A 23,369-nucleotide genomic window follows, 5' to 3' on the forward strand; every position below is an offset into this window, starting at 1 on the left:
ATAGAATATGGCAAGTATAGATACAGGCGGAGGCGAAGTACAAAAAGGCAAACCCAAGAAGGAGACGATACGTGTGGATTTCACCCCCATGGTGGATATGAACATGTTACTTATTACCTTCTTCATGCTCGTTACAACGCTTTCGAAACCACAAGTAATGGAAATTGCGATGCCTACCGACCAAAAACTTGAGGAAGATCAGACCCCAAAAGTGAAAGAATCGAGAGCAATTACCCTTTTGTTAGGTGAAGATGACAAGGTGTATTACTACACCGGTAAGCTCGATGAAAGTGCATATAGTGATTGGAACACTATAAAGGAAACCACTTATTCGACGAACACCTCCAATGAGGGACTCAGGAGCATCCTTCTCGAACGGAATTCCGACGCGGTAATCAAAATGCGCGATCTGAAAATCGAAAAGGCTGATAAGGGAGGTAAAATGACAGAAGAGGAATTCAAGGAACGTTCCAAGGAAATAAAAGGTGACATAGACGCACTCACGGTAGTTATCAAGCCGATGCAGGAGTCAACCTATAAAAATATGGTAGATGCCTTCGATGAAATGCAAATATGCAGCATCGGGAAATATACCATTGCGGAAGTAACCGATGGAGACCTCTACCTCGTCGAGAACTATAAGACCAAAGGAGCTTTTGGAGCTGCACACACAACTCCAAGTAAATAAAAGAATAAAGATATGGATAAATTCATAAATTTAAACTCCGCCGAATGGTGTGACCTGGTATTCGAAGGGAGGAACAAGAGTTATGGGGCATATAAGTTGCGTCAGACTTCTTCTAAAAGATACATTGTCGCATTTATTCTAATGGTGGCTTTTACAGCTTTAGTCACTGTACTACCCCAGTTGTACGGGGTAGTGGAGAATCTGGCAAAAAGAAATCTAGGTCCCATCCAGGAAGTTGTCCAGTTGGAAGATCTCGAAATTGAAGAGCAAATTCCTGAAGAGAATATTATAAAAGAGGAAATAGCTCCACCGCCCCCACCTTTGAAGTCTACTATTCAGTTTACAATTCCCAAAGTAGTGGATGATGAAGAAGTGACGGACAACCAGATGAAAACTCAGGATGACATATTGGAATCCGACCTTCAGGTCTCGGTAGCCGACATAGTAGGTACAGACGAAGAGCATGGAATCGACATTGCCGAGTTGGAAAAGAACAAGGTGATCGTAGAAGAAGTGGAAGATGAAAAACCGTTTGAAATCGTAGAGCAACAGGCTTCCTTCCCCGGTGGAATGGAAGAACTGAACAAATACCTGAGGGCGAACCTGATTTATCCGGTTATTGCTCAGGAAAACGGTATTCAAGGTAAGGTTATCTTAAGATTCGTAGTTTCTAAAACTGGAGAGATCTCCGATATAGAGGTACTGCGTGGAGTTGACCCCTCTCTCGACAGGGAAGCCGTCAAGGTGGTAAAAGGAATGCCAAAATGGATTCCCGGACGACAGCGAGGAAAGCCGGTACCTGTTTATTTCACTCTTCCGGTTGCATTCCAGTTGAAGAACTAATTTTAAATTGTGATTTACGCAAGTAAAATCACGTAAACAGAAACAAAATTCAAGAAGAGAAAAAGAGAGATGTATAAGGAACCAATCCCCTACACTCTCTTTCTCTTCCATTTCGTTTACATACATTAAAGACAAAGTTGACAGATTTTGTCACTAATGGGATGTTTCATGATATTAGCATGAACAGAAGGATTAATAGACAACCCGACTTGAAAAAAGGTTTTAAACTGATATGGGGAATAATGATGGTCATTATCTACGTATCAGTTGCCTATTTATTGGTATTTACCCCGCTTTTCAGGGAAAACATTCCCTCATGGATAAGGATTTCTTTTGGAGTAATATTCAGTGTTTATGGAGTATTAAGAGGATACAGGTTATGGAAAGAACAATAAATTATAAAGACAGGACTTTTTTATTTTTTACAATTATCGGTCTATTTTTTCTATCATCCTGTCATGAAAGAATTACCAGATCCGATACACCTACTTCGGGAATTGCACAATTAGCAGTAGATGCCAGTTTTGCCCCGATCATAGAAGCCGAGATCAATGTGTTCGAATCAATCAACAACGAAGCGACAATGATTCCGGTCTATACTACCGAGAAGAACGCGTATGATTTACTAATGAAAGACAGTATACGCCTGTTAATTGGAACCCGTTTATTGACGGAACAGGAGCTAGCCTTAATCGGGGAACGCAAACAACGTGTCCGTAGCCAGAAAATAGCGATTGACGGAGTTGCCTTGATCATACATAAAGAAAATAACGACACACTATTAACTACAAACAATATTAGGGATATTGTGTTAGGCAAGATAACAAGTTGGAAGCAGATAAACCCCAATTCTCCCCTGGATAGTCTCATCGTCATGTTTGACTCACCCTCATCGAGCATGGTTCGCTACATCCAGGATTCTCTTTGTAACAGTCTTCCACTTGGAAAAAATGTGAGAGCTCTTTCTCCCGACACTTCAACAGTTGTTGATATAACCCGGGTAAACTCTCATAACAAAGTAGTTGAATATGTAGCCTCTCACCCCAATGCAGTGGGCTTTGTTGGCTTGAATTGGATATCAAACCCAGTCGATACAACAAACCTCAGTTTTGTTGACAACATAAACGTTATATCGGTGAGTGCTGCTCCGGAGGCCACTCCCGGCAACAGCTACAAACCCCTACCCTACCAATTGGCATTGGAACTGGCCCATCGGGAATCACCGAGGGAATTTCCTGCCGGGGGATACCCGCTTATACGCGATATATATATTATCATCACTGATTCACCCGGTGGCCTACCCTCCGGATTTTTCAACTTTATAGCCGGAGACCGGGGGCAACGAATCATATTGAAATCGGGGATCCTGCCGGCAAACCGGCCCGTAAGATTAGTACATGTAACTGAGAATTAAAAATAATTATTTGAATATAAACCCACTAAAAAAATGAAAAGAAGTCTCTTATTTATCACCATTTTTTCTCTTTTTATAAGCCTGAACGCATGGAGTCAGGTCAACAAGGGAATCGATCAATTTCTTTTGGGATACTACGATGAAGCCCAAAAGACTTTCGAACAATCTGTAAGCCAGGAGCCGGATATATCGTATTACTATTTAGGCGAGATCGCGCTTCGTAAAAATAATCCCACTGAGGCAGCCAACTATTATGAAAAAGGAATTCTGGCTGACGGAGATGCTGTTTTCTCCCGGATAGGTAAATTGAAACTTGATTTGAAATCCAATCCGGCTGAACTCAAAAAAAGCCTGAAGGCCATTACCAATAAGAACAAGAAGAAAGCGCCCGTAATCCTGGCTGCTGCACAAGCTTACCTCGACAGTAATTTACCCGGAGAGGTATCAGGTATGTTGTCCATGGCACGCAGTGCAAACAAGTCATATCCCTATATTTATATCTTCGAGGGAGATCGGTTGAAGGAAAAAGGAGAATCGGGTAATGCTGCCGCTCAATATGAACAGGCAATCAATTTCGACCCGAAAAGCGTTGTCGCCTACATAAAAAATTCAATGATCTACGAATCCAGCACGCCAAGCACCGCTATCAATACATTGAAAGCCGGATTAGAAGCTAATCCCGGCAATTCATTGATCAGAAGTTTCCTGGCTACAAATTATTATAAACAGGGATTCTACGAACAGGCGATTGGCGAATATGAAGCGTTGCAAGGTGAAGGTGAATTGCAACCGGAGGCTGCAAGGAACTATGCGGCAAGTCTTTACTTCTCCGGAAAATACAACGAAGCATTAACCGCACTTAACAAGATTGCAGCCAATGAACCCAATCATCCTGTAGTAACCCGGTTGCTGATGTACACCCACGATAAATTGAAAAACTATGATGAAGGCATCGCTCTCGGCAAAAAGTTTTTCAGTCTGCCGGGTAGCGGGGATACTTTCAACTATCTGGTAACCGATTATACGGCATACGCCGATGCATTAATGGCCAAAGGAGAAATAGATGAGGCCATCAAAGCATACGAAAAAGCTATTACCTTCGCCCCTGAAGATGGGACACTCAGCAAGGAAGTTGCCAGCAGGCTTGCCAGTGCCAACAGGACAGCCGACGCCGCCGTTTTTTACCAAAAGTATATAGAAGCCGAATCAAGTGAGGAAGCTTCCGATTATCTGCAATTGGGTCTCTACAATTACCGGACTGCAACCGGATTATCATCAAAGGCTGCTGCTGCTGAAAAGAGCCTGGCAGCCGGGGAGACAGTTACGGATGTCAATCCTGTAGCTCTCAGGGATAGTATGACTCAATATATAATCAAAGCCGACGAAGCTTTCGACAAAGTAATTGAATTAGCTCCCGACAGCTATCAGGGATACTATTGGCGCGCTAACGTCAATACATTGTTAGATCCTGATTTGTCGAAGGGTCTGGCCAATGATTATTATCAAAAAATGATCGACATACTGATATCAAACAATGATACAGAAAATCAGAGTAAACTGGTTGAAGCTTATCGCTATTTCTCTATTTACTATTTATATCAATTCGACACCAGTAAACAAGCTGCAGATAAGAATAAAGCTCTGGAATATGCCAATAAGGTATTGGAATTGAAAGCCGATGACGAGACTTCAAAGAAAATATTGGAAGCGCTGAAGAACTGAACAAACTCGCTATTATAAACAAATAAATAATAAATATTATGGTACTTCTTACAGTTTTATTACAGACAGTCGGCACTTTGCTCCAGGCAAGTGCCGATGGCTTAGGGTCTTTAGGTGCAGCTATTGGTATCGGTCTTGCAGCCATCGGTGCAGGATATGGAATCGGTAAGATTGGTGCTTCCGCAATGGAAGGTATCTCCCGTCAACCGGAATCTACTTCCGATATCAGGATGAATATGATCATTGCTGCGGCGCTTATCGAAGGTGTAGCCCTCTTCGCAGTGGTTGTCTGCGGTTTTATTCTCTAATCAATGTAATAAGACATGTCATTACTTACACCCGAACCAGGCCTGCTGTTCTGGATGCTGATTTCTTTCGGTATCACAGTGTTCGTGCTGGCAAAATTCGGATTTCCCGCAATACTTAAATCGGTTGAGAAGCGGAAAAACTATATCGACGAATCAATCGTTGCCGCCCGTAAAGCATATGAGCAACTGGCCAACATAAAGGAGACCGGTGAAGCCATTCTGACTGAAGCCCGCAAGGAACAAACCGACATCCTGAAGGAGGCTTCCCTGAAACAGGGGATAATGATAGAAAGAGCCCGTGAAGAGGCCCGGATTGAATCGGAGAAACTGATCGCTTCCGCCCGTCAGCAAATCCTTGCTGAAAAGGAAGAGGCGCTTCTTTCAATCCGGAAAGAGGCTGCCACGCTCTCGCTGACCATCGCTGAAAGAATTTTACGGGAAAAGTTGGGGACTGAACAGGAACAAAAGAAAATGATCGAACGACTGTTCAACGAAATGGATATTTCAAGATCGTAACTATAATATGAACACCGGACTCATTTCTTCCAGATACGCGAACTCCCTGTTACAATATGCTGTAAGCCTGGGACAACAGGAAGAAGTATATGAAAACATAAAATTGCTTTCGGAGATGTTCATGAAAATGCCGCAACTGCGTAGCGCGATCATGAATCCCTCTATTTCTGCACAGGATAAAAAGAAGCTTCTTGTCACCGCTAGTGGAGGTAGTGTACCTTCATCGCTCTCCAAGATGATTGACCTCATCCTCACGAATGAAAGGATTGAGGCCATGCAATATATCGCCCTTCGCTTCATCGACATTTACAGGGATGAGTTCAATATTCAGCGGGGAAAATTAACTACTGCTGTAGCAATCGACCCGGAAACGGAACAGCGACTGCTCACCCGGATCAAGGAAATGGTAAACTCTGAAGTTGAGATGGAATCGGTGGTCGATCCCGGAATCATTGGAGGATTTGTACTCAATATGGGCGATTTCAGGTGGGATGCAAGCATATCGGGTGAACTGACCCGTATCAGGGATCAATTTCTGAAGAGGTGACTGTGATTAAAATTCAGTTTTTAGTTTTTAGTTAGTTTTTAATTTTTCACTTTTAATTTCCATGCCCAATAATAATATCAGGGTAAGCGAAATCTCAGAGGTGCTGCGAATGCAGCTCGAAGGGATCGATACCGGCATTCAATTCAATGAAACAGGTACCGTCATCACGGTGAGTGATGGAGTTGTGCGTATTTTCGGTCTTCGTAATGCGGAAGCAAACGAGTTGCTGGAGTTCGATAACGGCATGCAGGCTATCGTGATGAACCTCGAGGAGGACAACGTAGGAGCCATCCTGCTGGGTAGTTCCAGTGAGATCAAGGAAGGATTCACTGTGAAACGGACAGGTCGTGTATCCTCTGTCTTTGCAGGAGAGGGCTTGCTTGGTCGTGTAATCTCTCCCACAGGAGAACCGGTGGACGGTAAAGGACCGATAATTGGGGAGTTGACTGAGATGCCCATGGAGCGCAAAGCACCGGGTGTAGTATACCGCCAACCGGTAAATACCCCCTTGCAAACCGGCTTGAAGGCAGTCGACGCTATGATCCCGATCGGACGCGGTCAGCGCGAGTTGATCATCGGCGACCGGCAGACCGGTAAAACCAGTATCGCTATCGATACGATCCTCAATCAACGGAAAAATTTTGAAAACGGCGACCCGGTCTATTGTATTTATGTGGCAGTAGGTCAAAAAGGATCTTCGGTGGCCTCCATCGTGAAAACCCTTACCGACGGAGGAGCCATGAGCTACACCGTGGTAATCACGTCCAACGGATCAGATCCCGCTGCCATGCGATATATCGCTCCTTTCACCGGTGCTGCAATAGGTGAGTATTTCAGGGATACGGGCAGACATGCTTTAGTAGTTTACGATGACCTCTCCAAGCAGGCGGTAGCCTACCGTGAAGTGTCGTTGATCCTGCGTCGGCCCTCCGGACGTGAAGCATACCCGGGAGATATCTTCTACCTCCACTCCCGACTTCTGGAAAGAGCGGCGCGAATCATCTCCCAGGAAGAAGTAGCCATGCAGATGAACGATCTCCCTCCAAGCCTGAAGGGAAAAGTCAAGGGAGGCGGTTCACTCACCGCACTGCCTATCATCGAAACACAGGCTGGCGACGTATCGGCATACATCCCCACCAACGTCATTTCTATCACCGACGGTCAGATATTTCTCGAAGCCAATCTCTTTCACAGGGGAATCCGCCCTGCTATCAATGTGGGAATCTCCGTCTCCCGGGTTGGAGGTAATGCGCAGATCAAGGCAATGAAAAAGGTGGCAGGTACGCTGAAAATCGACCAGGCACAGTATCAGGAATTGGCGGCCTTCAGTAAATTCGGAGGGGATATGGATGCAGTGACAGCCATGACCATCGATAAGGGCCGGAAGAATGAGCAGCTCCTTGTACAACCTGTACACCAACCCATGGCCGTAGAACAACAGATCGCGATCCTCTACTGCGGAACCCACGGCCTGCTTAAAGACATCCCGCTGGAGAAGGTGGATAAATTTGAACGGGAATTCCTCACCTTGCTGGAGATGGATCATCAACACGATGTGCTCGAACCCCTGAAACAGGGTCAGATAGATGATCAGATCGGTAAAATCATCGAATCGGTGGCGGCAGATACCGTGAAAAAAATAAATTCCGGAAGCGATGGCACAACTGAAAGAGATTAAAAATCGGATACAGTCGGTACGTTCCACTCAAAAGATCACATCGGCCATGATGATGATCGCTTCCGCACGGCTACAAAAAAGTCAGCGCTCCATCCGGAATCTCTATCCTTACGAGCAGAATCTGTACCGGATGTTGCAGTTACTGGCCAGTCAGGAAGAGGGTATCGACTCTCCGTTCTTTCATACACGTCCCGTCAAACGGATCGCTATTGTGGCATTTGCCTCCAATACCGGACTGGCGGGAAGGTTCAACGACAATATAGCCGACAAACTGAAGGAGGTGATACAGAGTTACAGATCGCTTGGGAAAGAGAATATCCTTCTCTATCCCATTGGCGAAAAAGTAGCTAAAGCAGTACGGGCTATGGGATTTCAATCCCGCGGAGATTACAATGCAATCAGTGGAAACCCGTCATATAACAGTGCGCAGCAGATTGCCGGAGAACTGATGCAGATGTACCTGAAAGGTGAAATAGACCGGGTGGAACTCATCTATCACCATTTTGTCACCAGAGGCACCCAAATAGTTGTCAACGAACCCTTTCTTCCCATTGAACCGAGAATACCCGAGGGGGAAAAATTTGCTCCAAATTATATAGTGGAGCCCGACAGGAAAACGATCCTGACGCAACTCATCCCCAAAATACTGAAAGTAAAATTCTACACCGCGCATCTTGACTCTGTCACGTCAGAGCATGCAGCCCGCACGACGGCAATGCGGATAGCTACCGATAACGCCGAAGATCTCACCGAAGAACTCACGCTGGAATACAACAAACTGCGGCAGCAATCCATCACCAACGAATTGCTCGATCTTGTCGGCGGTTCATTCGACAGCCAATAACTCAATTTTCTTGCAAAAAAACTCCGGGCTTATATCCTCTGAGGTCTGTCCATGCTTATCACCCCTGTCAGGGCTAATAACTTTTACACGGGCTTATAACGTCCGGTTGATGCTGTCGATATAACTGAGTAGCTCTTCCCTACCCTGCCCTTTCTCGGAGGAAGTAACGAAGATAGGCGGTAATTCGTCCCAACTCTCCAATAGTTTTTCCTTATAGGCAGTGATATTCAGCTGGAGGCGTCCTGAGCCCAATTTATCCGCTTTGGTAAAGACGATAGCGAACGGTACACCATTCTCACCCAGCCACTCCATGAACTCCAGGTCGATTTTCTGTGGCTCGTGGCGCGAGTCTACCAGTACAAACAGGTTAGTCATCGCTTCCCGCTCCAATACATAATCCTCGATGATCTTACGGAGTTTATCCCGTCCCTCTTTGCCCCGGCGTGCATATCCATATCCCGGAAGATCTACCAGATACCACTCGTCATTAATCAGGAAATGATTGATAAGCATCGTCTTCCCCGGCGTGGATGAGGTCATCGCCAACCCTTTCCGGTTGGTCAGCATATTGATGAGTGACGACTTACCCACATTCGACCGGCCAATAAAGGCATACTCCGCCTTCCCGTCCTGCGGACATTTCCGGTAGTCGCTGTTACTTATTACAAACTCTGCACTTTTTATATTCATATCTTTTAGAATCAAGAGCCAAGACTGTTAGAGCCAAGACATTTAGATTATTAGAGCCAAGACATTTAGATTGTTAGAATCAAGACTGTCAGATTATTAGAACCAATAACATCCCATCCACCTATCCACCTTTGCTGTAAACCCATGTCAGGATTAAAACTATTTTTTGTAAACTATAATCAGTATTTAACAAGTAAACTGTAAACTAATTTTAGGACGATACAACCAGTCCCACTTTCTCACTTTCCCACCTTCCCACTTTCCCACTTTCCCACCTTCCCACACCTATCCACCTATCCACGTCTCGAGACTGCCCAGAGTCCCAGTCCGGTCAATAGCCCGTTCAACAGCAGCAGTTCATACCCTACCCGGTAACCGTACAGTTTTTGCATCAATATCTCAATGATAAAACAGAGTATCGGAGCTGCAATCGCCACGTAGGGCACCCATTTATCCACCGGCTTCACTTTGCTGTAGAGCCCAAAGACATAGAGGCCGAGTAATGGTCCGTAGGTGTAGGAAGCAAGCTTATAGATAGCGGTAATGATACTATCCGACCCGATCGCCTCGATAAGCAGTATAATCAGCACAAAAGCGGCGCTCACACCCACATGTACCATTCTTCGGGTACGGATATCTCTCTGCTCCTGCGCCTTTGTCTGCGATACCGGCTTCATGTCCAGGATATCCACACAGAACGAAGTCGTCAGCGCTGTCAACGCAGAGTCTGCACTTGAGAAAGCCGCAGCGACTATCCCTACGATAAAGATACCCAGCACCATGCTTCCCAGATGTTCACTCGCGATCACCGGTAAAATATTGTCCGATACTGCCGGCAGTGATATGCCGTTCTGTTCGGCAAAAACCAGTAACAATACTCCCAAAGACAGGAACAGGAGGTTAATCGGAGCGAATGCCAGCCCGTACGATACCACGTTCTTCTGCGCATCTTTCAGCGTGCGGATCGTCAGGTTTTTTTGCATCATATCCTGATCAAGGCCCGTCATCACGATCGTGATAAACATACCGCTGAAAAACTGTTTAAAGAAATTCTGCGTACTCGACCAGTCGTCGAACACAAAAATACGTGAATGGGGGCTCTCAATGATTGTCGACACCACCCCTCCGATATTCAGATCCAGTCGCAATGCCACCTGCCAGACGATCAATACCAGTGCGGTAATAAATAAGATAGCCTGTAGCAAATCGGTCCAGATAATCGTTTTGATCCCGCTCTTATGACTATAGAGCCAGATGATCAGGATAATCCCTATCACCGTTACCACAAAAGGAATTCCCCAAGCGTCAAATACCAGTGTTTGCAGGATAAAAGCCACCAGATAGAGTCGTGCTGCAGCCCCTACGATCTTCGAGATAAGGAAAAACCAGGCGCCGGTCTTATACGATTTCGGACCATACCGCTGATCCAGGTAACCATAGATGGTAGTCAGGTTCAACCGGTAATAGAGCGGCAGTAACACATAGGCAATCACTATGTAACCGAAGAAAAATCCGAATACCATCTGCATGTATGACATATCCAGATTTCGTACCATCCCCGGCACCGAAACGAAAGTCACTCCCGATATCGAAGTACCCACCATCGCAATGGCTACTATATACCATTTGGATGACTTATTGGCACGAAAGAAAGCGTCATTGCCCGATCCTTTCCGGCTGGTAAGCCAGGAAATCAACATCAACAGGCCAAAATAAACGACAATTACAAGCAGAATAAAAATGGATTGCATAACAATTTCGTGTAGTTCCGGGATGAATAATTCGATAAATTGAGTGCAAATATAGTGAAAGCCGAGTGAAAAGCCAAACTTGTTTGAGCTTTTCCGAGGCGCATCCTATATTATGGAAATATGATGAAAGGCACGAGAAAAGTCAAATGAGAAAAGATAAAACAAAAAGATGAGAAGGTTGTTTATAAGTATGTAACAACACAAATGAGACGTTAACATGGCAAAAGAAAAAGTATGCCTCATTATCAACCCTATTTCGGGTACGGAATCCAAGAAAAACATTCCCGTAGAGGTGGCGGCTGCATTCGATCAACGAAAATATGACATCATCATCCGTATTACCGGTTATCCCGACCATGCGACGGAGATAGCCCGTAAAGCAGCAAAAAAGAATTACAAATACGTACTTGTCGCCGGGGGCGATGGCACGGTAAACGAAGTTGCTAAAGTACTGGTACACACCCACACCACACTGGGTATCATTCCGTCCGGTTCGGGAAACGGCCTGGCCAGGGAATTGGGTATTCCCATGGATACGGAAAAAGCCATTGACATCATCCTGAAGGAACAAACCCGTACCATCGATTACGGTGTAGCCAACGGGCATATCTTTTTCTGCACCTGCGGATTCGGATTCGATGCTTTTATCAGCGACCGGTTTGCCGAAGGCAAGAAGCGGGGGCCACTGGGGTATGTACGGAATATATTGGAGAGTGTGGTCGATTTCAGTTCGGAAGAGTATGAGATCACTTCCGACGAAGGAACGATCAAGGAACGTGCCTTTATCCTTACCTGCGCCAATGCATCTCAATACGGTAATGACGCCCATATAGCCCCGGGTGCCAGTATGGATGACGGCATGATGAATGTCTCCATCCTGAAACCGCTGAACGCCATCGAGATACCCCAGACTACCCTTCAACTCTTCACCAATAATATCGATAAGAACAGTAAGATGACTTCGCTGCTCACCCGTAACCTGCAGATCAAACGATCACATGCCGGCGTGATGCATGTGGATGGGGAACCGGTGAGTACCGGTCATGAGATCAAGGTGGAAACCATTCACAAGGGGCTAAAAGTACTTGCTCCCGACAACGAACTTCGCGAAAAAAAGCGGAAAGAGAGCGAAAATATCTTCAACTCCCTTACCCGCTGGTTTAATTAAATTCTCAGCTTTCTTAAGTGGTATGACGGTTGACTAAAGCGGAGATCGTCAGATGTTTATGAGAACCCATAGCTCGTGGTGAGCATAAAAAAGGGTAGAACTACTTCTTCTTCCAGATGGTAATCTCTAACAAACGGTTTTCCGTCCGGCGAGACGATCGTTTTATCGTCCTGTTGATTTCCTGCGGATCCGAAACAAGGTCGAACTGCGGTTCCAACGCTGCCTTGATGCCGTCGAGCGACGTCACCGGTTCACCATCTTTCTTAAACCCTCCCGGCCATTTATCCCTTGGGGTTCTTGCCGGATCCCATTCATAGTCCGACGCCAGGAGTAGCCAACCGTTATCGTTCAATCGTTCATGGATATGTGACAGGAACAGGAGCGGATCACTCAACTCTTCCAGCAATGCCGGTATAATAATCAGGTCATAACCCGTATAGTTGGGTTTCAGATTCATCGCATCAGCCTGCATGAACAGGATATTTTCCTTCGCTTCTGTCAACCCGAAATCAGCCAATACCACATCCCGATAGAACACCAGTTCACCTTCATCTTTGACGGTATATCGCACATAACCCTGTTCCTGCAGTTGGATAGGGATTCTTATCATCCTGGCGGTAAAGTCGAGGGCCGTCACATCTTTATATTTCCGTGCCAGTTCAAAAGCCAGCCGTCCGGTATCGGCATTCAGGTCCAGGATACGGGCTCCGGCATTGCCTCTCAGCAGGTCATTCACCAGTTCCACCAACCGGATGGTAAAGACCGGTTGATTGGAGTATGCATCCCCCCAGCTATTGTCGCAAGAGAGCGTCACCTCCTCGTCGGTTTCATAATCGGCTTGTTGTATCACCAGCGGAGTGTCCGACTCCACATACCGGAATCCGGCATGCTGATAGAAATGTCGGCGGAAAGCATACCGCGAATGGATTGTTGCTTCGTTACCCGTCGAAATCCAGGAACCACCCTTTATCAGGTTATGCTTACCGTCGAAGGTAGGCGTCGAGAAATCGTCGTACATCGGATGGACTTTAAAACCCGGAAAACCGGTGATCGGCGTTTCGGTCCACTGCCATACATTTCCCAACAGATCGAAGAAATCTCCCTGTTTGAACATATCCACGGGACATGGTGAGGTGAAATATTCAAGGTTGATATTGCCCGGCGCATCCTTCCACTGCGTTACTTCGGCCAATCCTGCAATCTCATGGAGGCGATACCATTCTGCTTCGGTCGGTAGCCTGTAGTTTCGGCCACTCTTCGCGCTCTTCCAGTTACAGAAAGCTTTTGCCTCCAGATAATTCACCTCTGCCGGCCAGTTCCACGGCATCGGTATCTCCTCGGCCACCAATCTCAACCGGTAACCGTTCTCATCCTTTCGCCAGAAGAGAGGCATCTGCGCCTGCCTGAAATTCCGCCAGTTCCACCCCTCTTCGGTCCAATAATCCTCTGTTTCATACCCTTCATCCTGAATAAATTCCAGATATTCTCCGTTGGATACCAGGTATTTCGATGCGGAAAAGTCGGCGACCTTCTCCTCATAGGCTCCATATTCGTTATCCCAACCGTAGAGCGGGTGATCTGCCGGTTTTCCTAATTTCATCGTAGCACCGGCAACCGGTATAAGTGTATTCTCCGGCGCCTCACCGTTTGCACTGCACCGTTCACCGAAACGGCCCTCCACTACCTGATCCAACGGTAACTGCCGGATCAACACCGACGAAGTCTCCAGGTGGATCCGTTCATGTTCGATCCCCATCATCACGATCCAGAAGGGGCTCTCCCAATCGATCGGAAGGTGCAGCGGTGTATTATCGATCACACTAAGGATCAACTCCTTTGCCTTATCACGATAGACTCGCACCTCCGATACCGGCGGCCAGTCGTAATGGTTGTTATCCAGATCATCCCAGCTCATCTCATCCACACCGATAGCGAAGATCGATTCAAACCTGGGATTGATACGCCGGTCGATGATCTTGGCAAGGTAAAGCTTATTGATAAAAAAGACAGCCGTATGTCCCAGATAAAAGAGAATGATATGACGCAGGGGATCACCCCGCCTATAAAACACATCATCCGACTTCAACTGTGTATATAGTAGCTCGTCAATTGCCCATGTCTTCAGGAAATAATCCCGGATCTCCTGCCTTTTCTCATCTGCCGAACCGGATCGCAGATCAATTGTTTTGGTAAGTAAATTTTTCATACGATTAAAACTTTTATTTTTAAATGTATCGTATGGAACTCGCTTTTAATCATGTTCTTGTGTGATAATGATTATCATGCTCGTTTCATATCTTCAGGATTTTGCACAAATAAACTTTTTTCATTTCAAATAGGCCTCCGTCACTCTTTCGCTTCATTTGCGAAATTCCGGCGACCGGAACGAATCCCAATTTTCGGTAAAGTTCCAGGGCAGGTTTATTCTCCTCCCACACCCGGATCACCACATGTGAATAGAATTTTGACGCCTCTTGCAGTTGGCTTTCCAGCATCTGCGAGGCAACACCTCTGCCCCGATAATCGGCATGCACCATCACTTCGGCAATATACAACGCCTGACCAACAGGAATATCCGGGCACTCTCCCGCGGGAAAATCAGGTTCTTCTTTCAGGGGAAAAGCTGCAATCATTCCCACCGGCCTGTCCTCTACCACGGCCATATTGACGGTTCCCTCCGACAATATCCCGTCAAACGTATCACTGACTGCTTCCGGGGTAATGAATTGGGCATACCTTCCGGTAGTGAAGGCATGCATATAAAGGTCTATAAGTCTGTCCCTGAATCCGGGATAATTGATCTTGTCCAATTTATAAAACCTGAGAGTCTCCATAATACTTTCATTCGGTTTTATTAATTATTTTGTTAAACATTACGAGCAGAAGACAAACTTATCTGATAACCGAAAATGCAAGCGACTCAAAACGCCTGAAACTACTAAACAAATCAAACCGGAGGATGTTCAAAACCGTCCTTCTCACCTATCAACCAGTCCCACTTTCCCACTTTCCCACTTTCCCACTTTCCCACACCTTCCCACTTTCCCACACCTTCCCACTTTCCCACACCTTCCCACTTTCCCACATCTATCCACCCGATTCCTCCCTCACACCCTGCGTTTGTATCACAGGCAAGGAAATAGCATAGGGTTTCTCCACCTGGTCCTTGAATTCAATCAACGGCAATTGGTGGCGTATATCCCGAGCAAGGGACCTGCTGGCCAGGGTAATAACCATCTTTTCTTCTGCATCCGCATGGAAAGGCAGTAGAATATCTGTGGATGGTAAGAGATAGATAAAACGGGAGTGGATAATGGTACTCCCCGACACACCTAATTTTTTGACGCTATGCATATACTCTTCCGCGCTGGTATGAGGTACAGTGGCAATAACCATATGCTGCATAACGGGTAATTCTTCTTCTTTTTCCTGCCCTGGCCGTCTCTCTTTCTCCAATATGCTACCCGTTATCCTGTTGATGGGCAGCACAGCCAGCACACCTGTATTTTCAGCATTCAGGTTGAATCGTTCCGTAACCAACTCTATCAACCGATCTGTCTTATTACGATGCACAATCATCAACATCAACGCCTTGGCGGGTTCCACTTTCATATCCATCAACGGATGCATAAATGAAGCTGCCCCTTTCGCCTTGATGGTGGTCAATCCCGCATATCCCTTCTCACGGATAAAATCACCGAATTCATCCGCAACATCCTCATTCAGGATGATCATAGCGCAACGGTAAGGGCTTTCCGACTTGTAGAAACCGGCAGAGCCACAGGGATAAATGATCGGGATAGTGAAGGCGATCCCTCTGTGCGGCCTACAGAGATGTAGTTTATCATCCAGCAACGAGATAAACTCCTCCTCATCCTGTTTTTTGATCCCCAGCAAGACCACTTCCTTATCCACCTCGCCCAGTGCCAGCCATTCCAGGAATGGGTTGGGGGCAGCACTTCTCCCCTGCGCGAATATACAATTCGCTTTGGTGAGTCCTTTTTTACGGGCCAACTGAAGCACCTTCTCCGCTTTACCCCTATTCACTACTACTGCGAGTAAACAATAATCAACCTGTTCAGTTGATGAATTGGTCATATAATGTATCATAAGTCACTATCTCCTACATTTTGTAATGCAGTCTTCCGCTGCTGTCTCTTTAATGATATTTTATAAATCAATCCCAGGATCTCCACCGTCAACAGCGGGATCAGCGCCACGATGGTGATCACCCCGAAACCATCGGTCACCACGCTGGCCGTGGGCATGTATTGTGCCGTTCCCTGGGCATAGGGCAACAAAAAAGTAGCCGTCATTGTGCCGGCAGCCACTCCCCCGGAATCATATGCTATCCCGACGAAAATGTCAGAGATAAAATAGGATAATATGATAACGATCGCCATACCGGGTAATAATATATGCCACAGTTCCAATGCCGGAATTAGAATACGGAGTATGGAGAAGCCGACAGCCAGTCCCACCCCTATACTAAGGGCTACGAGTACCGTCCGGGACTTGATGGCGCCGGCAGTTTCATTTTCTATCTGGCTGGTGAGGATGTGTACCGACGGTTCAGCCGGGATTGTCACAATTCCGAAGATAACACCCATCAGCAACAGCAGCCAGGGCATCTCGAGCGAGGCTAACTGAAATCCTACCTGCCGGCTGGCTTCGATAAAACCTCCGTTAACACCCGTGAGAAAGAGTATAAGGCCTAAATAGGTATAAATTGTACCGATAAAAATATTTCGCAATGTCTTTTTCGACTCCTTTAATTGAATAAAGTTGACTATTAAGAAGAGTATCAACACCGGAAACAGACTGAGGAACGATTCGAAGGCAACGGAGGGGATCTCGGAGAGAACGGTTTGAAAAGCCCTCTCGCCGGCCACGACCTCCAGATCGAGAGTACCGCTGAGGTTGGTATTACTGAAGACACCCTGTAATAACACCGCTATGATCGCACCCGTGGACGCTATACCCAGCATACCGAAGCTATCCGTTTCCTCATTTCCCCTACCACGCGTAATATTAGATGCGCCGATAGATAACGCCAACAGAAAAGGAACGGAAACGGATCCTGTGGTGGAACCCGATGCATCAAAAGCAATCGCCAAAAAGTCAGAATCCGAAAAAATCGCCAGTATAAAGATAATAAGATAAATAAAGGTCATCAACCTGTTGAGCGGAATGATCCTGAGCACACGTACCAACGCTACGGCGACCAAAAAGCCCACACCGCCTGACACAAGAATAAGCATCAGCCGTGAATTGACACCCCCGGAGGTGACATCGCGCACCTGGGCAGAAAGGATATGCAAATCGGGCTCGGCGATGGTTACAATAAACCCGATTACTATCCCGCCCAATATAATCCACCAGAGCTTATTCAGACTGAGCAAACTGCCGCTTATCTTTTCTCCCATCGGGGTGATACTGATATCTACCCCGATTAAAAAAACCGGCATACCCAAAAGGATGAAGAACGAGCCGATAAGAAACTTATTCAATACAACGGTATCCAGCGGTGCCACAAAGAAATGCAACAACAAAACAATGAGAACAATTGGGATAACCGATATGAATATCTCTTTAAATTTCTCTAATACGAACTGCATAATCCTCCTTTTTTATATATCTGAAAAGACTCCGACAAATCTCTTTCTGCCGGAGTCCCCTACTTAAAACATACTATCCGGATAATTGGATCAGACAATCTCCACAAGCGGGACTCCTTCCTTTACAATCTCGCCCTCCTGCACAAAAATACGGTATACCTTGCCGGAAACTTCAGTCGTAATATCATTTTCCATCTTCATCGCTTCGAGGATAAGGACTATCTCTCCTTTTTGTACGGTATCCCCCTCTTTCACATTGATTTGAAGAATATTACCGGGCATGGGGCTTTCTACTATATGCCCTTTTGGCCTCTCTTTTTCCTTGCCCTGCAATGGAGGATCGATTGTCTTTCGTTCCTGCTGTAACGCTTGTTGAGAAATCTTTTCTTCAGCTTTTTTGTTTTCCCACTCTTTTTGGCGTATACCCTTCAAGAAATTAGCAGCAACCGAAGGGAACAATTCGAGCAGGAGTTCCTCTTTCTCATCCTTTGCCAGACGTACACCTCCAAACTCATCCAATACAGGATTTTCCTGACGTTTATAGGTAGAAGTATCATACGGCACTTCTTCTCTTGTACCGGCGATCTCTAACCGGAACTCGGGATTCACAGGTACAGGAGTTTTGCCGTATTCTCCTTTTACAAGCGACACAAACTGGTTGGATGGATTGGCATATTTGGGCCGTCCGTTCTTCAGGTTCAAAGCTGAAGCCACTGCTTGTGCTCCCACGATCTGGCTGGTAGGCGTTACCAAAGGAGGTAGTCCCGAATCCATACGTACACTGGGAATCAATTTCATTGCCTCGGGTAGAATATCAAGAGCGTTGAATTGCTTCAACTGTGCAACCATATTGGTGTACATCCCTCCCGGTATTTCAGCATTCTTCACCCTTTCGTCCGGCGCAGGGAAATTGAAATAAGCCTCGATGGCATGGCAGGATTTCAATAACGCCGCTTCGTCATCACGTTTCGCTGCTTCAATAGCCAGGTCGAATTCTCTGTCGATCCCGGCAGGAAGAGTATCTGTGAGCGGATTGAACGGGTTGGGGAACTGCTTCACAGCATCAAAAGCATCCAGTTCACGGCGTATTCCCAATAATTCCTCATTAATTCTGGCTACCGCCTCCATATTCACATCCAGTTCAACCCCCATTTTCTTGCAGAAAATATAGATCAGTTCCAATGCCGGAGCAGCAGGGCCACCGGCAAAATTCCAGATTACGGTATCCACGATATCCGCTCCATGAACAATAGCAGAGAGTACGGCACCCAGTCCGAACCCGGGTGTACAGTGTGTATGGAAATCAATCGGCACGTTCAACTGCTGCTTGAACAGAGAAACCAGCCGCGCCACACGGGAGGGCGGTATCAAACCGCTCATATCCTTGATTGTGATCATGTCGGCTCCCAAAGCAAGCATCTCTTTCGCTTTATCCAGAAAGTATTCATCGGTAAAAACAGGCTGATGGGCAGGTTTTTCGGCTCCTTTCTTTTTGGAAAACAGGCCGAACAACCCTCCTTTCTTGCTTCCGCTGGAGGGTTCCTCGTCATATTTCGGATCCACCGTATAACAAACGGCACAATCGGCCATCCCTCCCTGTTTTTTGATGGATATTACACTCGACTTGATATTATCCACATCATTCAAAGCATCAAAAATACGCATGATATCCAATCCCGAAGCAACGGCATTCTTAAAGAATCCGTCGATAATCTCATCGGGATAAGGAGCATAACCGTATAGATTGCGCCCACGGGAAAGAGCGGTCAATTTTGATACACTTCCAATAGCATGGTGAATTTTTTCCAACCTGTCCCATGGGTTTTCATTCAAAAAACGCATTACCGAGTCGGGAACTGCTCCTCCCCACACTTCCAGGGCATAAAAATTTGCATCCTTGTAATAAGGCAATACTCTGTCCACCTGCGATTGATTCATACGGGTGGCAAAAGCCGATTGCTGACCGTCCCTTAAAGTGAGGTCTCTGATCAAAAGTTTCCTTGTCATACCTAAGTGGCCTTTAATTAATTATTAGATCTTCCACATACAAATGTAGAATAATAACAACTTACATCCAATTTAATCTACGAATATTTTATAAAAATAATTACAGTCTCCTAAATGATGATTACCTTGGAAAAAAAAAGTAATTTTGACATCCAATTTCAGTAGACCTTTTGGGTCGCCCTGTACCTCGATCGTCAACTCTCGTTACGACATCATTCAGGCGAACTTGTCTTCTGCTCATTTAGCTTAATGAAAACGTTCAAAAATAAAAAAATGAAAAAACTGGTACTTCTCCTCTTTGCGAGCCTCCTTTTCCTAAAGGCCTCGGCAATGGATGACGCACGAATGATGCGTTATCCCGATATCAATGGTAACCTGATCGCATTTGTCTATGCCGGCGATATATGGACGGTAAACGCCACTGGCGGTACCGCCAGGAGAGTCACCTCCCATCCGGGAACCGAACTATTCCCCAAGATTTCACCCGACGGCAAGTGGATCGCTTTCTCTGCCGAATACTCCGGCAGCCGACAGATATGGGTGATGCCCTCCGAAGGAGGTACGGCACGGCAACTCACTTTCTACAACTCCGTGGGAGTGATGCCGCCACGGGGAGGATTCGACAATGTGGTACTCGACTGGACACCCGACAGCAAGCGGATCCTCTTCCGGGCTAACCGCACAAGCTTCGGCGATCGTAACGGACGTTACTTCACTGTCGCTCTCGAGGGTGGTTTCGAGGAACCTCTTCCCATCGTCAACGGAGGATTCGCCACTTTCTCTCCCGACGGCAAACAACTCTGTTTCACGCCGGTGGATCGTGAGTTCCGCACCTGGAAACGCTATAAAGGAGGTCGGGCCACCGAACTGTGGACTTATGACCTGGCAAACAACCGTTCAAAACAGATCACACAATGGGCCGGATCCGACCAGTGGCCGGTATGGCATGGCAATCATATCTTCTATGCCTCCGACCGCGACTCCCGTCTCAATATCTGGCGATATGACATAAGCACCGGAGAAAATGAACAAATCACGCGCCACGGCGATTTCGATGTGATGTGGCCCTCCGGAAGAAACGGCAAGCTGGTCTATGAAAACGGCGGCTATCTCTACCTGCTCGACCTGGCATCGGGCGACAGCCACAAGATCACCGTTGCCATCCACTACGACAATCCAAACCTGCAACCCTACTTCCGCAACGTGAAGAATTATATAAGCAGCTTCAGCCTCTCTCCCTCCGGCAAACGGGCACTCTTCGAAGCACGTGGCGATATCTACAGTGTTCCGGTCGAAAAAGGTGAGATACAAAACCTCACCAATACCCAGGGCGTACGCGAGATCTCTCCCGTCTGGTCACCCGACGGCAAACAGATCGCGTACTACTCCGACGCGACGGGTGAATATGAACTCTACCTGCTCGAAAATAAAGAGGGTGCCACACCCCGACAGGTCACCCGCGGCTCTGCGGCATGGAAGCATACTGCCGAGTGGTCTCCTCGCAGTACCCACCTGGTTTATAGCGACCGTACCATGAAACTGTGGTTAGTAGATATATCCTCAAACAAGCAGACCGCAATCGATGAAGCGACCGCCGAAGAGATCAGTGACTATTCATTCTCTCCCGACGGCGACTGGATAGCCTATAGCAAATCGTCACCCAATGACCAGTCCGCCCTCTGGGTCTATCAAATCTCATCCGGCCGTAAATACCAGCTTACCGACGACACTTTCTCCGACAGCGATCCGGTATTCAGCCGTGATGGAAAATTCCTCTTCTTCCTTTCCAACCGCGACTTCAATCTGGCCTTCAGCAGTTTCGAATTCGATTACCTCTACAACAACGCCACCCGTATCTACGCCCTTCCACTGCGTGACGACGGTACCACCCTCTCTCCCTACAAAGAAGACAGGGAACCCTATAATGATGAAAAGGAAGATAATACCCGGAAAAAAGAGAAAGATAATACAGAGAAGGAAGACAGCAAGGATAATGATACCCAATCATCTTCCGGAGAGAAAAAAGTGACGATCGATATCGAAAACGCCTCAAATCGTATCCAGGCGCTGCCTCTTCAGTCAGGCAACTACAGCATCGTCGGAGCCGTGGAAGAAGGACTACTCTACTCTGCCGGCAACAAGATCATGCGTTATAATATCAACGAAGCGAAAACCGAAGAGATTCTCGACGGCACAGGCTGGGGTATCCTCGCGGCCGACAGAAAATCATTTATCTACCGCAGTGGCAATAATTGGGGTGTGGCTAAAAACCAAACGGGACAACCGGCCGGCACCGGCACTATCAACCTCGACAACCTCAATATGAGGATAGATCCCCGTGCAGAGTGGAACCAGATCTACGCCGATGCTTTCCGCATCTTCCGCGACTACTTCTACGTGAACAATCTTCATGGCGTCGACTGGAAAGCCATCCGGAAAAACTATGGCGCACTGCTCCCCTACGTACCCAGCCGGTTCGACCTCGACTATATCCTCAACGAGATAGTCAGTGAGACCAATACCGGGCATTCATATGTCGATTGGGGTGATATCGCCCGGGTGGACCGTATCAACGGAGGACTCCTCGGAGCAGAACTGGAAGCCGACCTTTCCGCCAAACGTTACAAGATAAGGAAAATATACCCGGGTGAAAACTGGAACGAAAGCCGCCGCTCTCCCCTTACCGAAAGCGGGGTCAATGTGAAGGAAGGCGACTATATCATCCGCATTAACGGACAGGAATTGACCACTGCCCAAAATCCTTATGAACTGCTCGAGAATCTGGGTGACCGTTATATCGAGCTGACAGTCAATAGCAGTCCCTCCGGTTCGGGAGCGAAGAGCTACAACGTGAAAACGATCACCAGTGAACAGGAGCTACGATATATGGACTGGGTGAACCAACGCAGGGAAATGGTGGACCGGCTCTCCGGCGGTAGAATCGGCTATATCCACGTGCCTAACACCGCAGTAGAAGGAAACCGCGAGCTCTTCAGGGGCATGTATGCCTACCATCATAAAGAAGCACTTATCATCGACGACCGGTATAACGGTGGCGGCTTTATCCCCGACAGGATGATCGACCTGCTGAACCGCCGCACCCTGGCCTACTGGCACCGTAACGGGTTGACCCAGCCGATGAAATCACCGGGTATCGCCCACGACGGTCCCAAAGCAATGCTTATCAATGGCTATTCCTCCTCCGGAGGCGATGCTTTCCCCTACTTCTTCCGCAAGACCGGTGAAGGCAAGTTGATCGGTACCCGCACTTGGGGCGGACTGGTCGGCATCTCCGGTAACGCCCGCTTAGTGGATGGCGGTTATATCTCCGTTCCCCGCTTCGGCATCTACGACCAGAACGGTGAATGGATTATCGAAGGGATCGGGGTATATCCCGACATTGAGGTGGTGGACCGTCCCGAGGAACTGGCCAAAGGAAATGATCCCTCTATCGAAAAAGCAGTAGAGCTGCTCCTCGAAGAACTCAAAGCCAATCCCCGTCCACAGGTCACCCCACCCGCGCCACCCGACAGATCCAAATGGATTGAGGTGGAAATCAAATAAGTTTCTTCTGT

General features: G+C 47.0%; 20 protein-coding genes. 12 read left to right on the forward strand and 8 right to left on the reverse strand.

Annotated features, from left to right (window positions below; all coding sequences use genetic code 11):
* Positions 1-7 precede the first annotated feature (7 nt).
* From VB073_RS13375 to atpG, 10 genes are all read left to right on the forward strand, one after another.
* Entirely contained in the window at positions 8-688 is a 681-nt protein-coding gene (locus tag VB073_RS13375; protein ID WP_323404689.1) for a biopolymer transporter ExbD, read from the forward strand.
* A 12-nt stretch (positions 689-700) separates the two neighbouring features.
* Entirely contained in the window at positions 701-1,531 is an 831-nt protein-coding gene (locus tag VB073_RS13380; RefSeq protein ID WP_323404690.1) for a TonB family protein, read from the forward strand.
* Positions 1,532-1,710: 179 nt separating this feature from the next.
* Positions 1,711-1,926 (forward strand): hypothetical protein, encoded by a 216-nt coding sequence (locus VB073_RS13385; protein ID WP_323404691.1) that lies wholly within the window; start codon positions 1,711-1,713, stop codon positions 1,924-1,926.
* Positions 1,911-2,945 carry a substrate-binding domain-containing protein gene (locus tag VB073_RS13390; protein ID WP_323404692.1) on the forward strand — a complete coding sequence of 345 codons (1,035 nt, stop codon included), beginning with the start codon at positions 1,911-1,913 and terminating at the stop codon, positions 2,943-2,945. Before VB073_RS13385 ends, VB073_RS13390 begins: the two co-directional genes overlap by 16 nt.
* A gap of 33 nt (positions 2,946-2,978) precedes the next feature.
* Entirely contained in the window at positions 2,979-4,667 is a 1,689-nt protein-coding gene (locus tag VB073_RS13395) for a tetratricopeptide repeat protein (protein WP_323404693.1), read from the forward strand.
* Between the two features lie 38 nt (positions 4,668-4,705).
* On the forward strand, positions 4,706-4,975 hold the full coding sequence (gene atpE / locus VB073_RS13400) for an ATP synthase F0 subunit C (protein ID WP_323404694.1): 270 nt from the start codon (positions 4,706-4,708) through the stop codon (positions 4,973-4,975).
* Between the two features lie 15 nt (positions 4,976-4,990).
* Positions 4,991-5,491, forward strand: coding sequence for a F0F1 ATP synthase subunit B (gene atpF, locus VB073_RS13405; protein WP_323404695.1), 501 nt, complete (start codon positions 4,991-4,993; stop codon positions 5,489-5,491).
* Positions 5,492-5,498: 7 nt separating this feature from the next.
* On the forward strand, positions 5,499-6,038 hold the full coding sequence (locus VB073_RS13410; protein ID WP_323404696.1) for a F0F1 ATP synthase subunit delta: 540 nt from the start codon (positions 5,499-5,501) through the stop codon (positions 6,036-6,038).
* A 61-nt stretch (positions 6,039-6,099) separates the two neighbouring features.
* Positions 6,100-7,716 (forward strand): F0F1 ATP synthase subunit alpha, encoded by a 1,617-nt coding sequence (atpA, locus tag VB073_RS13415; protein WP_323404697.1) that lies wholly within the window; start codon positions 6,100-6,102, stop codon positions 7,714-7,716.
* Positions 7,694-8,560: an ATP synthase F1 subunit gamma gene (gene atpG / locus VB073_RS13420; RefSeq protein WP_323404698.1), complete on the forward strand. Its 867-nt coding sequence runs from the start codon at positions 7,694-7,696 to the stop codon at positions 8,558-8,560. The genes atpA and atpG overlap by 23 nt, the downstream gene beginning before the upstream one ends.
* 93 nt (positions 8,561-8,653) lie before the next feature.
* Here the strand turns inward: atpG and yihA are convergent, their stop codons facing one another.
* Together yihA and VB073_RS13430 are read right to left on the reverse strand one after the other, a co-directional pair.
* Positions 8,654-9,250 (reverse strand): ribosome biogenesis GTP-binding protein YihA/YsxC, encoded by a 597-nt coding sequence (gene yihA, locus VB073_RS13425; RefSeq protein WP_323404699.1) that lies wholly within the window; start codon positions 9,248-9,250, stop codon positions 8,654-8,656.
* A 293-nt stretch (positions 9,251-9,543) separates the two neighbouring features.
* Positions 9,544-11,001: a sodium:solute symporter gene (locus VB073_RS13430; RefSeq protein ID WP_323404700.1), complete on the reverse strand. Its 1,458-nt coding sequence runs from the start codon at positions 10,999-11,001 to the stop codon at positions 9,544-9,546.
* Positions 11,002-11,218: 217 nt separating this feature from the next.
* Here VB073_RS13430 and VB073_RS13435 point away from each other — a divergent pair, with 217 nt between their 5' ends.
* Positions 11,219-12,169: a diacylglycerol kinase family protein gene (locus VB073_RS13435; protein ID WP_323404701.1), complete on the forward strand. Its 951-nt coding sequence runs from the start codon at positions 11,219-11,221 to the stop codon at positions 12,167-12,169.
* 100 nt (positions 12,170-12,269) lie between these two features.
* Here VB073_RS13435 and ovoA read toward each other — a convergent pair whose 3' ends face one another.
* The 6 genes from ovoA to VB073_RS13465 all read right to left on the reverse strand — a co-directional run bounded on the left by ovoA (position 12,270) and on the right by VB073_RS13465 (position 19,794).
* Entirely contained in the window at positions 12,270-14,375 is a 2,106-nt protein-coding gene (gene ovoA / locus VB073_RS13440; protein WP_323404702.1) for a 5-histidylcysteine sulfoxide synthase, read from the reverse strand.
* Between the two features lie 85 nt (positions 14,376-14,460).
* On the reverse strand, positions 14,461-15,003 hold the full coding sequence (locus VB073_RS13445; RefSeq protein ID WP_323404703.1) for a GNAT family N-acetyltransferase: 543 nt from the start codon (positions 15,001-15,003) through the stop codon (positions 14,461-14,463).
* Between the two features lie 113 nt (positions 15,004-15,116).
* On the reverse strand, positions 15,117-15,254 hold the full coding sequence (locus VB073_RS13450) for a hypothetical protein (RefSeq protein WP_323404704.1): 138 nt from the start codon (positions 15,252-15,254) through the stop codon (positions 15,117-15,119).
* A 2-nt stretch (positions 15,255-15,256) separates the two neighbouring features.
* Entirely contained in the window at positions 15,257-16,267 is a 1,011-nt protein-coding gene (locus VB073_RS13455; protein ID WP_323404705.1) for a hypothetical protein, read from the reverse strand.
* An 8-nt stretch (positions 16,268-16,275) separates the two neighbouring features.
* Positions 16,276-17,787, reverse strand: coding sequence for a DUF1538 domain-containing protein (locus VB073_RS13460; protein WP_323404706.1), 1,512 nt, complete (start codon positions 17,785-17,787; stop codon positions 16,276-16,278).
* Positions 17,788-17,877: 90 nt separating this feature from the next.
* A complete protein-coding gene (locus VB073_RS13465) occupies positions 17,878-19,794 on the reverse strand; it encodes a biotin/lipoyl-containing protein (RefSeq protein WP_323404707.1) in 1,917 nt (638 codons plus the stop codon).
* Between the two features lie 273 nt (positions 19,795-20,067).
* On the opposite strand from VB073_RS13465, the gene VB073_RS13470 reads away from it, so the two are divergent.
* Positions 20,068-23,358: a S41 family peptidase gene (locus VB073_RS13470; RefSeq protein ID WP_323404708.1), complete on the forward strand. Its 3,291-nt coding sequence runs from the start codon at positions 20,068-20,070 to the stop codon at positions 23,356-23,358.
* Positions 23,359-23,369 lie beyond the last annotated feature (11 nt).

This window comes from Proteiniphilum sp., assembly GCF_034927365.1.
Taxonomy (GTDB): Bacteria; Bacteroidota; Bacteroidia; order Bacteroidales; family Dysgonomonadaceae; genus Proteiniphilum.